The organism is Hydrogenophaga sp. L310, assembly GCF_055703065.1.
On record NZ_JBVPZA010000016.1, the window covers coordinates 60,190 to 73,396 of the forward strand.

A 13,207-nucleotide genomic window follows, 5' to 3' on the forward strand; every position below is an offset into this window, starting at 1 on the left:
AAGAGCATGAGCACGAGGTGCTGCCCTTCATCACTCGGAGACGGTGTGTCCGCCAAGGTTGGTGCAGACCCGGCGCAGGCGCTGCTCGGCCTCGTCGGCCACCGCTTTCACCCCGGCGCCACCGACCAGTCCCACCATGACCTGCGGGTCCAGGAAGCCCACCACGATCTCGTGGCTCGACACTTCGCGCACGATCACATTGCAGGGCAACAGCAGCCCGATGTCGGGCTCCGCCTGCAAGGCCTGGTGCGCCAGCGGCGGGTTGCAGGCGCCGAGGATGCGGTAGCGCGGCATGTCCACGCCGAGCTTGTCTTTCATGGCCGCCTGCACGTCGATGTCGCTCAGCACACCGAAGCCCTCTTCCTTGAGGGCCTGGATGGTGTGGGCGAGCGCTTCATCGAACGAGGTGCCTTGGATGGTGGTGGTGAATCCGTACATGGTGATGTCCTTGCGGTGGTGGGAGGGGCGGGGTGACAGTGTGGCGGTTCGCTGGGCGGCGACCGGTTCAGGGCGACCATTCGTGGTTGAGAGAGGTGACTGTGCCACGCCAGTAGGTCTTGCGGCCTTCGGGCAGCAGCCAGGCCACTTCGCCGGACAGGGGCACGGTCATGCCATCCACGCGCTGGTGGTTGGCCCAGGTGCCCTCCCACGGAGCCGAACTGACCTCATTGCCGACTATACGGCCGCGCGCTTCGGCGCGCATGGACGTCATCAGGCCCGATGCATCGAAGCGGAACAGCTCGCCGCGCGCCCGTTCGCCACCGCCCCGCAGGTGGGCCACGCTGAAGAGACCAAAAACGGCCTCGTGCAGCAGGCCTTCACCGTCCGAATAGCTGTCGTGCACACGCACAGCCACGCCGGGCGCCAGGTCGTAGCGCGCGGGTGCGGCGGGCAGGCGTTTCGCCTCCAGACGCGCCAGGATCGCCTGCGTCGCCCCGGTCCAGCGCATGGCACCGACGGCGTTGAGGCCCACGAAAATCAGCGCGAGCGCCGCGACGATGAGGAACAGCCAGGTGAGCCAGGTCATGGGCGTGGAGGGTCTCGATGGCTTGGGTTGGCGGCGGAACACCATCAAGCAGCGTAACAAAACGCGGCAGCATGATCGGTGCGGTGGCGGACACGGGGCGCAACGCAATAGGCAAGCGCCCCGTGGGGTCGGTGCGAAGCGCATTCAAAAAACCGGGATACACTCCGCCCTGCTCCGGGGTGCACGGTCCTGAAAAGGTCCAGCGCTGAGATGGTTGAAAAACCGAACCCGTGAACTTGATCTGGCTAGTACCAGCGAAAGAAGAGCGCAGCCCCCAGGGCCTGCATCCCCAACCCGTTCCTCGTGCAACGGGTCCGTCCACACCAGCGGTGGGCCCGGGTGCATGTTTTGACGGGCGGTCTCCGGAGCATTTACAGCCCCAACAGGAGACCGCCGCCATGAACGCCCCCGACAAGATTCCCTTCGCAGACCAGTTCGCCCTCAGCCGCGAGCCCTTCCCCGCTTCGCGCAAGATCTACGTGCCCGGCTCGCAGGCCAGCATCCAGGTGCCCATGCGGGAGATCCTGCTGAGCAATGGTGAGCAGGTCACGGTGTACGACACCTCCGGCCCCTACAGCGACCCGGCCGCCGCCATCGACGTGCGCACCGGCCTGGCCGATGTGCGCGGCGCCTGGATCGCGGCACGCGGCGACACCGAAAACTACACCGGCCGGCAGCGCGCCGCGCTGGACGACGGCGTGAAGAACGAGGCGCAGAACAACGGCACCACCATCGAACGCATCGAGGCCCTGCGCGCCGAGGCCGCCGGTCTGCAGCGCACGCCACGCCGCGCGAAGAGCGGCATGAACGTCTCGCAGATGCACTACGCGCGCAAGGGCATCGTCACGCCCGAGATGGAATACGTGGCCCTGCGCGAAAACGGCAAGCGCGAGTGGATGCGCGAGTACCTGGGCGACCCGGCGCGTGAAGCGCGCCTGCGCGGCAACCCCATGGGCGCCCGCATCCCCGATGTGTTCACGCCCGAGTTTGTGCGCGACGAGGTGGCGCGCGGCCGCGCCATCATCCCGGCCAACATCAACCACCCCGAGGTCGAGCCCATGGCCATCGGGCGCAACTTCGGCGTGAAGATCAACGCCAACATCGGCAACTCGGCCGTCACCTCCAGCATCGAGGAAGAAGTGGACAAACTGGTGTGGGCGATCCGCTGGGGCGCCGACAACGTGATGGACCTCTCCACCGGCAAGAACATCCACACCACGCGCGACTGGATCGTGCGCAACAGCCCGGTGCCCATCGGCACGGTGCCGATCTACCAGGCACTGGAAAAAGTGGGCGGCGTGGCCGAAGACCTGACCTGGGCGATCTACCGCGACACGCTGATCGAGCAGGCCGAACAGGGCGTGGACTACTTCACCATCCACGCCGGCGTGCGCCTGGCCTACATCCACCTCACCGCGCAGCGCCGCACCGGCATCGTCTCGCGTGGCGGCTCGATCCTGGCCAAGTGGTGCATCACGCACCACAAAGAGAACTTCCTCTACACGCACTTCGACGAGATCTGCGAAATCATGAAGGCCTACGACGTGAGCTTCTCGCTCGGCGACGGCCTGCGCCCGGGCAGCGCGTCGGACGCCAACGACGAAGCGCAATTCGCCGAACTCAAGACGCTGGGCGAGCTGACCCAGGTGGCCTGGAAGCACGACGTTCAGACCATGATCGAAGGCCCCGGCCACGTGCCCATGCACCTGATCCAGGCCAACATGGACGAGCAGCTGAAGCACTGCCACGAAGCGCCGTTCTACACGCTGGGCCCGCTGACCATCGACATCGCGCCGGGCTACGACCACATCGCCTCGGCCGTGGGCGCGGCCATGATCGGCTGGATGGGCACCTCCATGCTCTGCTACGTCACACCCAAAGAACACCTGGGCCTGCCCGACCGCGACGACGTGAAGCAGGGGATCATTGCCTACAAGATTGCGGCCCACGCGGCCGACATCGCCAAGGGCCACCCGGGCGCCCGTGCCCGCGACGACGCCATGAGCAAGGCGCGTTTTGAATTCCGCTGGCGCGACCAGTTCGCCCTGGGCCTGGACCCGCAGACCGCCGAGGACTACCACGACGAAACCCTGCCCAAGGACTCGAGCAAGGAAGCGCACTTCTGCTCCATGTGCGGGCCGAAGTTCTGCAGCATGAAGATCACTCAGGACGTGCGCGACTACGCCGCCGCCAAAGGTGTGAGCGAAGAAGCAGCACTGGCCGAAGGCATGGCGCAGAAGAGCGCGGAGTTCAAGGCGGTGGGCGGCGAGTTCTACGTGCCGGTGTCATCCATCTCGACCAAGGTCTGAACCATGGCACGCATCGGCATCGCTGGCGCGGGTGTGCTCGGCCGCCTGCTCGCGTGGCAGCTGTCCCGCGCGGGGCACCATGTCACGGTGTTCGACCCGGCTTCGGGGCCAGAGGCTCCGCCAACCGGTCAGTTGGTGGGCGGCGCACCGTTTGCGGCGGGCTTCACCGCCGCCGGCATGCTCAGCCCCATCGCGGAGCTGGACAACGCCGGCCCCGAGATCGCCCGCCTGGGCTGGCGATCGCTGGCCCTGTGGCGCGAGGTGGCCGAAGCGCTGCGCGCCGACGGCTGCAGGGCACCGCTGTTCGAGCAGCACGGCAGCCTGATGCTGGCGCACGGGTCCGACCTGGGCGCGGCGCGCCGCGTGCTGGCCCGGCTGGACACCGCGCCCACCCTGGCCGCCGAGCTGCCCGCGCCGCAGCCGCTGGACCGTGCGGCGCTGGCCACGCTGGAGCCCGCGCTGGCGCCGGGTCTGCACGCCTGGCTGCTGCCCGGTGAGGCGCAGGTCATGTCGCGCGACATGCTCAGCGCGCTGGCCGTGCACGCGAAGAACGTGCACTGGTGCTGGGGCGAACGCGTGGAACGCGTGGCGCCTGGTGTGCTGCACTTGATGGGTGAAGGGCCGGTGCGGTTTGATCTCGCCATCGATGTGCGAGGAGTGGGAGCGACACCCGACCTGCCGCTCAGAGGCGTTCGCGGCGAAGTGATCTGGCTGCAAGCACCCGGTGTACCGCTGCAGCGCCCGGTGCGCCTGCTGCACCCGCGCCACCGGGTCTACATCGTGCCGCGCCCGGGCGACCTGTTCGTGGTCGGCGCGAGCGAGGTGGAGAGCGAGGACCGCTCGCCGGTGAGCCTGCGCAGCGCGGTCGAGCTGATGGCGGCGGCGCAGAGCGTGCTGCCCGAACTGGCCGAAGCACGCATCGTGCACATGGAAGCCAACCTGCGCCCCGCCCTGCACGACAACGAACCCCATACCCACGCCGAGCCCGGCCTGCTGCGCATCAACGGCCTGTTTCGACATGGTTGGCTGTTGGCGCCGGCGCTGGTGCAAGACGCGCTGGCGGCTCTGGCCGACATGGAGAAGGAGCCTGCCCATGCCTGAAACCCTGATCCCGGTCGAGGCCACGCTGCGCTTCAACGAACACACCCTGCCCTGCCCGGACGGTCTGACACTGGCCGCGCTGCTGGACGCACAAGGGGTAGACGCCAACCAGATCGCCACGGCTGTGAACGGCAAGTTCGTGCCACGAGCGTTGCGCACGCAAACATGGTTGTCGGCTGGCGACACCGTGTTGACCTTTCAAGCCATCGTGGGTGGATGAACACCATGAGCACACCGACAAACACCTGGGCGCCCTACGGCGTCGAACTGAACAGCCGCTTCCTGCTCGGCACAGCCGGCTACCCGTCGCCACAGGTACTGGCCGAGAGCATCGCCGCCAGCGGCACGCAGATCGTCACCGTGGGCCTCAAGCGCACGCTGGCCGCGGGTGGCGACAACGGCTTTGTGGAGATCATCCGCACCGCCATGCTGGAACACGGCGCCCACCTGCTGCCCAACACCGCCGGCTGCCGCACCGCGCGCGAAGCCATCACGCTGGCGCACATGGCGCGCGAGCTCTACGGCACACGCTGGATCAAGCTCGAGGTGGTGGGCGACGAACACATCCTGCAGCCCGACCCCTGGGGCACGGTGGACGCCGCTGCGCAGCTCACAAAAGATGGCTTCGCCGTGTTCCCCTACTGCACCGACGACCTCGTTACCTGCCAGCGCCTGCTGGACGCGGGCTGCGAGGTGCTGATGCCCTGGGGGGCGCCCATCGGCTCGGGCCAGGGGCTCATCAACCCGTTTGCGCTGCGCACCCTGCGCGCGCGGCTGCCCGGCGTGCCGCTGATCGTGGACGCCGGCATCGGCGCGCCTTCACACGCCGCCGCCGCCATGGAGCTGGGCTTCGATGCCGTGCTGCTGAACTCCGCCGTGGCCCAGGCCGTGGACCCGGTGCGCATGGCTCGCGGCTTCGGCCTGGCCATTCAAGCCGGTCGCGCGGCGTACGAGGCGGGTGTGATGGCGCCGCAGGACATGGCGGTGGCGAGCACGCCGGTGTCCGGTCATCCTTTTCTGATCAACTGACCATGACCCCTGTGATCTGGAGCATCGCCGGCACCGACAGCGGTGGCGGCGCGGGCCTGGCAGCCGACCAGCGCGCGGCCGATGCCTTCGGCGTGCACCTCTGCCCGGTGGTGGCGGCCGTCACCGCGCAGAGCACCGTGGCCGTGACGCAGGTGCAGGCTGTGGCGCCCGAGCTGCTGGACGCTCAGCTCCAAGCCCTGGCCGCCGACCTGCCGCCGCGCGTGATCAAGACCGGGCTGCTCGGCAGCGCCGCCAACGCGCGCGCGGTGGCACGCTGGGTGGACCGCCTGCGTGAGCGCGGGCCGGTGCAGCTGGTGATCGACCCGGTGCTGCGCGCCAGCACCGGAGCGGCGTTCACCAGCGACGAGCTGCTGCAGATCTACCGCGACGAACTGCTGCCGCGCGCCAGCGTGATCACGCCCAACCAGCGCGAAGCCGCGGCCTTGCTCGGCGCCGACGCAGCGAACAACGTGCCCGGGCTCGCCGGGGCCCTGCAGCGGCTGGGCGCGCAGGCGGTGGTGGTGACGGGCGGTGACGCCGGCACACCGGGCCTCTCGCTCGACTGGCTGCACACGCCCCACGCACGCGGCTGGCTCAGCCTGCCGCGTGTGGACACGTCGAACAACCACGGCACCGGCTGCACCTTCGCCACCTCGCTGGCCGCCGCGCTGGCGCTGGGCTTCGTCGCGGCCGACGCCGCCGTGCTCGCCAAGATGGCCACCACCCACGCGCTGCGCCACGCACGCACCGTGGGCCGGGGTGCGGGTCCGGTGATCGCGCTGCCCGGCTTCGGCAACGACCCCACGCTGCTTCCGCGTCTGAGCCTGGACGACAGCGCGCCCGCCGACTGGCCCGAGCGCCTGCGTGGGCTCGAGCCCGGTGTCTACGCCATCGTGGACAGCGCCGAACGCGTGGAAGCCGTGCTGCGCGCGCAACCCACCGTACCCACCATCCAGCTGCGCATGAAGCGCCCGGCCGGCGTGGCCGATGCGACATGGACAGCGCAACTGAGCGAAGCCATCCAGCGCAGCCAGCGCGCGGCCCATGCGGCGAGCGCCACGCTGGTCATCAACGACCACTGGCAACTCGCCCTGCAAGCGGGCGCCCGCGCGCTGCACCTGGGGCAGGAAGACCTGCTCGCCCTCACGCCGGAAGACCGCGCGCAACTTCAGGCGGCGCGCGCTCAGGGCGTGATGCTCGGTCTGAGTTCACACAGCCTGTGGGAGCTCTGCCGCGCCGCCGCCCTGATGCCCGACCTGATCGCCTGCGGTCCGGTGTGGCCCACCACCACCAAGGACATGCCGTGGCGGCCGCAAGGCATGGACAACCTCGCCTGGTGGGCGCACATGGCGCCCGCGCCGGTGGTGGGCATCGGCGGCATCCTGGAGCCGGCACAGTTGCAGGCCGTGGCCGCGGCGGGCGCAGCCGGTGGCTGCGTGGTGCGCGGCCTGGGCGACGACCCATCGACCACCCTGCCCGTGTGGCTGGCGGCCTGGCAAACGGGTCTGACCGGACGGGGCCGGCACGCGGTGCCCGCGCTGCCACACGCCTCGCTGTCCATCGAAGAACCGGTGTGACACCGGGCCGGCGGGGTTAACCCGCGACTGGGGTATGGTTGAGGGGTTCGTCAACGCCGGGCGATCGGGGCGCCTGCCGCCACGGGGCACCGGCACTTTCTTCCTCAGGAGTACTTTCATGGATCGTCGTTCCCTCATCAAGAACGCTGGTATTGCCGGCGTGTTGTCCGCAGGCATCGCCCCCGCCGTGCATGCCCAGGCCGCCGTGCGCTGGCGCCTGGCATCGAGCTTTCCCAAGTCGCTGCCCACCATCTTTGGCTCGGCCGAGAAGTTTTCGGAAACCGTCAAGGCCCTGTCGGGCGGCAAGTTCGAGGTGTCCGTGCACGCAGCCGGTGACCTGATGCCCCCTTTCGGTGTGGTCGATGCGCTGCAGAACAGCACCGTGGAAATGGCGCAGACCGCGTCGTACTACTTCACCGGCAAGGACCCGATCTTCGCCTTCGGCTGCGCCGTTCCCTTTGGCCTGACCGCGCGCCACATGGACGCCTGGATGGAACACGGCAACGGCCGCAAGTACATGGACGAGTTCTACGCCAAGTACAACATCACCTCGATGAGCGCGGGCAACACCGGCACCCAGATGGGCGGCTGGTACCGCAAGGAAATCAAGACCGTGGCCGACCTCAAGGGCCTGAAGATGCGCCTGGGTGGCGGTCTGTTCGGCGAGACCATGAACAAGCTGGGCGTGGTCGCGCAGAACATGCCCGCGGGCGAGGTGTACCAGGCGCTGGAAAAAGGCACCCTGGACGCCACCGAGTTTGTCGGCCCGTTCGACGACGAGAAGCTGGGTTTCAACAAGGTGGCCCCGTTCTACTACTACCCCGGCTGGTGGGAAGGTGGCGCGGAGCTGGAGTTCTTCATCAACAAGAAAGCCTTCGACGCGCTCTCGGCCGAGAACAAGGCCATCGTGCGCGCGGCCGGTGCCGTGGCGGCGCGTGACATGACGGCCAAGTACGACGCCCAGAACCCGGCTGCGCTCAAGCGCCTGGTGGCCAGCGGCACCCAGCTCAAGCCCTTCAGCAAGGCGGTGATGGACGCCGGTTTCAAGGCGGCCATGGAAGTGTTCGCCGAACACGAGGCCAAGTCGCCCGAGTTCAAGAAGATCCACCAGGACATGCGCGCCTTCCAGCGCGACCAGGTGCTGTGGAGCAAGTTCTCCGAGTGGCGCTACGACAGCTACATCGGCGGCGCCAAGATCTGATGCCCTGGCCGGTAGCCGGCTTCAGCCCATGAAAAAAGCGCCCTTCGAGGGCGCTTTTTTCTTGGGGCTTCGGTGTGGTCTGCTGCCACGCCCGGGTTTGGCACACTCGGGGCCCTGCCCCCGTTTGCGCCGCGCCCATGACCGCCCCCACCGACCACGACCTGCCCCCGCTGAACGCCACACCGCCCGGCCTGTACCGCCACTACAAGGGCGGCTGGTACGACGTTCTCGAGACCGTGCGCTGCAGCGAAACGCTGCAGGGCATGACGCTGTACCGCGCCCTCTACGGCGAAGGTCTGGCGAAGGGAGGGCTGTGGGTGCGACCGGCGGCGATGTTCAATCAATCGGGCGTGTTCGACGGCCAGGAGCAGCCCCGCTTCGTGCGCCACGAACCGGCCGCCTTGCCGCTGGGCGACCTGCCCACGGCGCACGCGCTGATGGCCCACCTGCGCGGCCTGGCGCAGCGCCGCGGCATCGACCTCGACACCGCCTTGCGCCCGCCACCTCCCGAGCCCACGACCTGCTGCGGGCGCGGCTGCAACGGCTGCGTGTGGGAGGGGTTCTACGAAGCGCTGCACCACTGGCGGGTGGACACGCTGGCGCTGCTGGCCGCAGCCGCCTAAAACAGATCGCCCTGCCCGCGGAGGGCCGCGGGCCGGAAGAGGCTCGTGTCCAGCGGCTCGCGGTCGCGGTTGAAGCCGAGCCGGTCGCAGGTCTTGACGAAGCGCTGGCGCAGCAGGTCGGCCCAGAGGCCCTGGCCCTTCATGCGGGTGGCGAAGTCGGCGTCGTAGTCCTTGCCGCCGCGCAGGTCCTGCATGCGCGCCATCACGCGCGCGGCGCGGTCCGGATAGTGTTGCGCCAGCCACTGGCGGAACATCTCGCTCAGCTCCCAGGGCAGACGCAGCACCTGGTAGAACGCACGCCGCGCACCCGCTTCGTAAGCGGCTTCGAGCACACGTTCCATGTCGTCGTTGATGAACGGGATCTGCGGCGACACGCTCACGCCCGTGGGCACACCCGCCTCGGCCAGCGTGCGCAGGGTGCGCAGGCGCCGGTGCGGCGCGGCCGCGCGCGGCTCCAGGATGCGCGCGAGCTGCGCATCCAGCGTGGTGATGGTCACGTACACCGCGGCCAGGCGCTGCTGCCCCATGGGCGCGAGCAGGTCGATGTCGCGCTCCACGCCGCTGCCCTTGGTCACCATCGCCAGCGGGTGGCGCGCGGTGTGCAGCACTTCGAGCACCTCGCGCGTCAGCCGCAGCTCGCGTTCGACGGGCTGGTAGGCGTCGGTCACGGTGCCGATGGCCAGCAGGTCGGGCGCATAGGCCTGTCGCAGCAGTTCGTCGCGCAGCACGGCGGCGATGTTGCGCTTGGCGATGATCCTGGTCTCGAAATCCAGCCCCGGCGAGAGGTTCAGGTAGCTGTGGGTGGGCCGGGCGTAGCAGTAGACGCAGCCATGCTCGCAGCCGCGGTAGGGGTTGAGGCCGAGGGTGAAGCCGATGTCGGGCGAGTCGTTTCGGGTGATGGCGCTGCGGGCGTCTTCGAACGTGACCTGCGTGGCCGGCGCGGCGGCTTCTTCGCCCGCGACGGCCGCATCGTCCAGCGTGCCCCAGCCATCGTCGAACGCCGCCCGCAGATCGCGCTCGAAGCGGTGCGGCTGGCGGTGGGCGATGCCGCGGCCCTTGATGGCGTGCAGGGGAATGAGGATGTCGGGCATGGCGGGACGCTGGAAGAAAACCACTGGATGGATATCCAGACTTTAGCGTCAACGCCCTGAAAAGACCACCCCACCCGACCCACCGCATGCCAGGCGGGAGCGCGTGGAGCCCGCAGCGGGCGCGGGGTCGGGCCACTCTGCAGGCTCCCGGCCGCGCGGCAGTCCACCGGTGCCGGCGGGGCCTAACGTTCGGCCTGCAGGCTGGCCGCTTCCTCGACGTCGTAGGACCCGAACACTTCACGGGCCGAGCGGGTTTCGGGCAGCACATACACAATGCCGTCCGTTCCGGTAAAGGCCGGACTCAGCACCTTGTCGTAGAACTTGACGGGAAGGTTGATGCAACCATAGGAAATCCGGCGCTCGGCCGGTGACGAACTGGCCAGCCTTTCGACGCGGCGTTCCCTGGCATTGCCTGTGGCCACACGGTGCATGGAGATGGCCGTGTCGTAGTCCACCCAGAGCATTTCATCGCCCTTCATGTTTTTGTCCAGGTTCGCCACAAAACGGCCTGCCGGCGTGGTGCGTTCCTCCGGGCGAATGGTGGACATCTTTTTGGTTCCAATGCCGGGAACCGAGTGATCGCCGATGGCCAGTCCGAGCAGCACGGAAGACGCGCCACTCAGCTTCCCCTGGGCATCGAACACGAAGACCTTGGCCTCCCGCTTGTCCACGATGACAAATGGCTTGTTGCGGTTGTCGCCCGAATCCACCACCCAGTGGGCCACGTGCCGGGCTTCCGTGGAGGCTTTGGCCTGCGCAAAGTGGGCGCGTCGTGGGCTCTTCCCCACCGCTGCGGTTGGCGTTGGCGTGACCGCCGGGACAGCATGGCCTTCAGCGGACCGCCCCGACAATGCCGACCCCGACCCGGTGCCAGGCCCGTGCGCAGCATCGTGCGATGCGTGCGCCTGGGTGCTGATCAGTCCAGCGGCCAGCAAGCCCAGGAAAATTTCGCGGATCATGAGCGCCGTTCTGTCACAGGTTTTCTCACAACCGCCATTTCAGTTGCGTTCCGGCCGGGGCTTGCGCACGGGCGGCTGGTACACCTCGGGCGGCGTTTCGACAGGCACCACAACAGGCACGGAGACCGGTGGGGGTGGGGGAGGAGGTGGTGCGACCACGACCAGCATCGAAGGCGGCAAGGGCGCTGGCGACAGCACCGTGAGAACGTATTCGGGACGGTCGACGGCGGGTGGTGTGGACGGCGTCCACACGGGAGGAAACGGCCCGAGGTCCTGGGTCGGCGCTGTCGGTGATGCCACCACCGGAGGTACCACCGGAGCCACCACGACCGGAGGCGTCACCACGGGTGGCCTCACGGGAGGCCTCACCACGGGTGGAGTCACGGGAGGCGTGTCCGGAGGAATCACAGTCGCCGCCGTGATGTTGGCGGTTGTTGTTGAAACAACGGGACCACAGCAAGAAGTGGCAAGGGCGTATTGACCGGCATTTGCACCGCCCAGGCTGTAGCCGGTGAAGGTGACGGTCTTGTTCGTTCCCACGTCCGGGGTATCGAAACTGGCCGTGCTGTCGAGGCCTGCGACCAGCGTGACGCCGTCAGGGGAACCCTTCAAACCGGAGAGGAATGCCGCGGTCGTGCCGTCGAAAGTCTTGTTGCCTCCATCGGGGAATACCAGCATGAATTGATTCAATGGGCTGCCGTTTCCGGTGAAGAAAAGCGAAAAATCTGTCTGATCTATCGTTGCGTACGAGGTCGGGTTGTAAAAGATATTGGTCGGTGTAACCGGATCCGGCCCTGTGGTGGTTATGTAAGTGCCAGCCAAACCGGCTCAATGCCGTTTTGCATGGAACTTGACCTTCAACTCCGATGCGTGGTGAGTGAGTGAGGTTGCTGGATACTCTGGTTGCCGCCACCCTGACAACTTCGTAACCGACCATGAGCCTGAGCACCGAAGCCCTGTTCACCGCAGCCCTTGGGTTGCAAGCCCCCTGGCGTGTCGAGCGCGCCGAGTTGAGCACCGCCAAGAAACGCATTGACTTTGAAGTGGTCTGCACCGAGCGGCGTCTGACCTGCCCACACTGCGGCGCACCCGATCAAGGCATCCACGAGAGCATTGAGCGATCGTGGCGCCATCTGGATTTCTTCCAGTTCGAGGCCTGGCTGCACGCGGCCATACCCCGCGTAGCCTGCACCGCCTGCGGCAAGACCAGCCAGGTGCCGGTGCCCTGGGCGCGCGAGGGCAGCGGCTTCACGCTGCTGTTTGAAGCGCTGGCGCTGAGCCTGTGCAAAGAACTGCCCGTGGCCCACGCGGCCCGTCACCTGCGCGCCGACGCCAAAGCCTTGTGGCGGCGCATTGACCACTACGTCAAGCTTGCGCGTCAGAAGGACGACATGAGCGGCGTGCGCCACATCGGCATTGACGAGACCAGTCTGCGCAAGGGCCACGAATACGTCACGGCCGTGCACGATCTGCAGCAAAAGCGCCTGCTCTTTGTCACCGAGGGACGCGATCACCAGACGGTCAATGCCTTCACCAAAGACCTGTCCGAGCATGGCGGCAGCGCCCAGGCGATCAGCCATGTGAGCATGGACATGAGTGCGGCCTACCTGAAGGGGGCACAGCAGCAACTGCCGCAGGCGGCCATCTGTTATGACCGCTTTCATGTGGCGGCACTGGCGGGCAAGGCCATGGATGAGGTGCGCGCGGCCGAATTCAAAAGCCGACCCAACGCCGTGGCGCAAGCGCTGGGCGAGCTGGACCGCGCCAGCAGGCGCAGTCTGAGCTGGGCCATGCGCACGCACCATGCGAGCTGGAATCAGCGGCACATACAGGCGATGTACGCCCTGCAGCGCACGAACTTGCAAAGCGCACGGGCCTGGCGCATGAAGGGGGCGCTGCGGGAGGTGTATGAGACAGCGGCGCACAGTCAGAGCGAGGAGGTGGCGCGCACGGGACTTGGGCGCTGGATCGCCTGGGCCATGCGCTCGCGCCTGGAGCCCTTCAAGCGGCTCGCACGCACGCTCAAGACGCACTTTGAAGGCGTCATCGCGGGCATGCAGCAAGGACGCAGCAACGCGTTTGTGGAGGCCATGAATGGGCTAATGCAAAACGCCAAGCGGGCCGCACGCGGATTCAGAACGAGCAGGAACTTCATCGCCATTGCGTACCTGCGCCTGTCCAAGCTCAAGCACCTTCCAGCCAACCCGTTCGAGCACGCAGCGCCGCGCTTCGCAGGCCTCACCACGCATCGGAGTTGAAGGTCAAGTTCCATGCAAAACGGCATTGAGCC

At 67.7% G+C, this 13,207-nt stretch carries 13 protein-coding genes, 1 pseudogene and 1 riboswitch; of the genes and pseudogenes, 9 read left to right on the top strand and 5 right to left on the bottom strand.

Annotation, left to right across the window (positions count from 1 at the left end; translation table 11 throughout):
* Positions 1-30: 30 nt before the first annotated feature.
* Entirely contained in the window at positions 31-438 is a 408-nt protein-coding gene (locus AC0GNO_RS20530; RefSeq protein WP_472888422.1) for a DUF302 domain-containing protein, read from the bottom strand.
* 67 nt (positions 439-505) lie between these two features.
* Entirely contained in the window at positions 506-1,027 is a 522-nt protein-coding gene (locus tag AC0GNO_RS20535; RefSeq protein ID WP_472905307.1) for a DUF6920 family protein, read from the bottom strand.
* Positions 1,028-1,192: 165 nt separating this feature from the next.
* A riboswitch (TPP riboswitch) is annotated at positions 1,193-1,307 on the top strand.
* Positions 1,308-1,425: 118 nt separating this feature from the next.
* On the opposite strand from AC0GNO_RS20535, the gene thiC reads away from it, so the two are divergent.
* The 8 genes and pseudogenes from thiC to AC0GNO_RS20575 all read left to right on the top strand — a co-directional run bounded on the left by thiC (position 1,426) and on the right by AC0GNO_RS20575 (position 8,867).
* Positions 1,426-3,336: a phosphomethylpyrimidine synthase ThiC gene (thiC, locus tag AC0GNO_RS20540; protein WP_472905308.1), complete on the top strand. Its 1,911-nt coding sequence runs from the start codon at positions 1,426-1,428 to the stop codon at positions 3,334-3,336.
* Positions 3,337-3,339: 3 nt separating this feature from the next.
* Positions 3,340-4,437: an FAD-dependent oxidoreductase gene (locus AC0GNO_RS20545; RefSeq protein ID WP_472905309.1), complete on the top strand. Its 1,098-nt coding sequence runs from the start codon at positions 3,340-3,342 to the stop codon at positions 4,435-4,437.
* A complete protein-coding gene (gene thiS, locus AC0GNO_RS20550; protein ID WP_472905310.1) occupies positions 4,430-4,657 on the top strand; it encodes a sulfur carrier protein ThiS in 228 nt (75 codons plus the stop codon). The genes AC0GNO_RS20545 and thiS overlap by 8 nt, the downstream gene beginning before the upstream one ends.
* 5 nt (positions 4,658-4,662) lie before the next feature.
* Positions 4,663-5,466, top strand: coding sequence for a thiazole synthase (locus AC0GNO_RS20555; protein WP_472905311.1), 804 nt, complete (start codon positions 4,663-4,665; stop codon positions 5,464-5,466).
* 2 nt (positions 5,467-5,468) lie between these two features.
* Entirely contained in the window at positions 5,469-7,043 is a 1,575-nt protein-coding gene (thiD, locus tag AC0GNO_RS20560) for a bifunctional hydroxymethylpyrimidine kinase/phosphomethylpyrimidine kinase (protein WP_472905312.1), read from the top strand.
* A 118-nt stretch (positions 7,044-7,161) separates the two neighbouring features.
* On the top strand, positions 7,162-8,244 hold the full coding sequence (locus tag AC0GNO_RS20565; protein ID WP_472888429.1) for a TRAP transporter substrate-binding protein: 1,083 nt from the start codon (positions 7,162-7,164) through the stop codon (positions 8,242-8,244).
* A gap of 137 nt (positions 8,245-8,381) precedes the next feature.
* Positions 8,382-8,630, top strand: a pseudogene (locus AC0GNO_RS20570) (DUF1653 domain-containing protein); the annotation flags it as partial.
* A gap of 51 nt (positions 8,631-8,681) precedes the next feature.
* A complete protein-coding gene (locus tag AC0GNO_RS20575; protein ID WP_472905317.1) occupies positions 8,682-8,867 on the top strand; it encodes an oxidoreductase-like domain-containing protein in 186 nt (61 codons plus the stop codon).
* Here the strand turns inward: AC0GNO_RS20575 and AC0GNO_RS20580 are convergent.
* From AC0GNO_RS20580 to AC0GNO_RS20590, 3 genes are all read right to left on the bottom strand, one after another.
* Entirely contained in the window at positions 8,864-9,958 is a 1,095-nt protein-coding gene (locus AC0GNO_RS20580) for a PA0069 family radical SAM protein (RefSeq protein WP_472905313.1), read from the bottom strand. The two genes, AC0GNO_RS20575 and AC0GNO_RS20580, sit on opposite strands and share 4 nt — an antisense overlap.
* Before the next feature lie 182 nt (positions 9,959-10,140).
* On the bottom strand, positions 10,141-10,683 hold the full coding sequence (locus tag AC0GNO_RS20585; RefSeq protein ID WP_472905314.1) for a hypothetical protein: 543 nt from the start codon (positions 10,681-10,683) through the stop codon (positions 10,141-10,143).
* 273 nt (positions 10,684-10,956) lie between these two features.
* Complete coding sequence (locus AC0GNO_RS20590; protein ID WP_472905315.1) at positions 10,957-11,739, bottom strand: YDG domain-containing protein; 783 nt, start codon at positions 11,737-11,739, stop codon at positions 10,957-10,959.
* A gap of 113 nt (positions 11,740-11,852) precedes the next feature.
* Between AC0GNO_RS20590 and AC0GNO_RS20595 the strand changes: the two genes are divergently transcribed.
* Positions 11,853-13,175 carry an ISL3 family transposase gene (locus AC0GNO_RS20595; protein ID WP_472905210.1) on the top strand — a complete coding sequence of 441 codons (1,323 nt, stop codon included), beginning with the start codon at positions 11,853-11,855 and terminating at the stop codon, positions 13,173-13,175.
* Positions 13,176-13,207 lie beyond the last annotated feature (32 nt).

Excerpts from the sequence above, each read along its gene's own strand:
- AC0GNO_RS20530 (WP_472888422.1), bottom strand. The coding sequence starts at position 438 with ATGTACGGATTCACCACCACCATCCAAGGCACCTCGTTCGATGAAGCG.
- AC0GNO_RS20535 (WP_472905307.1), bottom strand. The coding sequence starts at position 1,027 with ATGACCTGGCTCACCTGGCTGTTCCTCATCGTCGCGGCGCTCGCGCTG.
- thiC (WP_472905308.1), top strand. The coding sequence starts at position 1,426 with ATGAACGCCCCCGACAAGATTCCCTTCGCAGACCAGTTCGCCCTCAGC.
- AC0GNO_RS20545 (WP_472905309.1), top strand. The coding sequence starts at position 3,340 with ATGGCACGCATCGGCATCGCTGGCGCGGGTGTGCTCGGCCGCCTGCTC.
- thiS (WP_472905310.1), top strand. The coding sequence starts at position 4,430 with ATGCCTGAAACCCTGATCCCGGTCGAGGCCACGCTGCGCTTCAACGAA.
- AC0GNO_RS20555 (WP_472905311.1), top strand. The coding sequence starts at position 4,663 with ATGAGCACACCGACAAACACCTGGGCGCCCTACGGCGTCGAACTGAAC.
- thiD (WP_472905312.1), top strand. The coding sequence starts at position 5,469 with ATGACCCCTGTGATCTGGAGCATCGCCGGCACCGACAGCGGTGGCGGC.
- AC0GNO_RS20565 (WP_472888429.1), top strand. The coding sequence starts at position 7,162 with ATGGATCGTCGTTCCCTCATCAAGAACGCTGGTATTGCCGGCGTGTTG.
- AC0GNO_RS20575 (WP_472905317.1), top strand. The coding sequence starts at position 8,682 with ATGGCCCACCTGCGCGGCCTGGCGCAGCGCCGCGGCATCGACCTCGAC.
- AC0GNO_RS20580 (WP_472905313.1), bottom strand. The coding sequence starts at position 9,958 with ATGCCCGACATCCTCATTCCCCTGCACGCCATCAAGGGCCGCGGCATC.
- AC0GNO_RS20595 (WP_472905210.1), top strand. The coding sequence starts at position 11,853 with ATGAGCCTGAGCACCGAAGCCCTGTTCACCGCAGCCCTTGGGTTGCAA.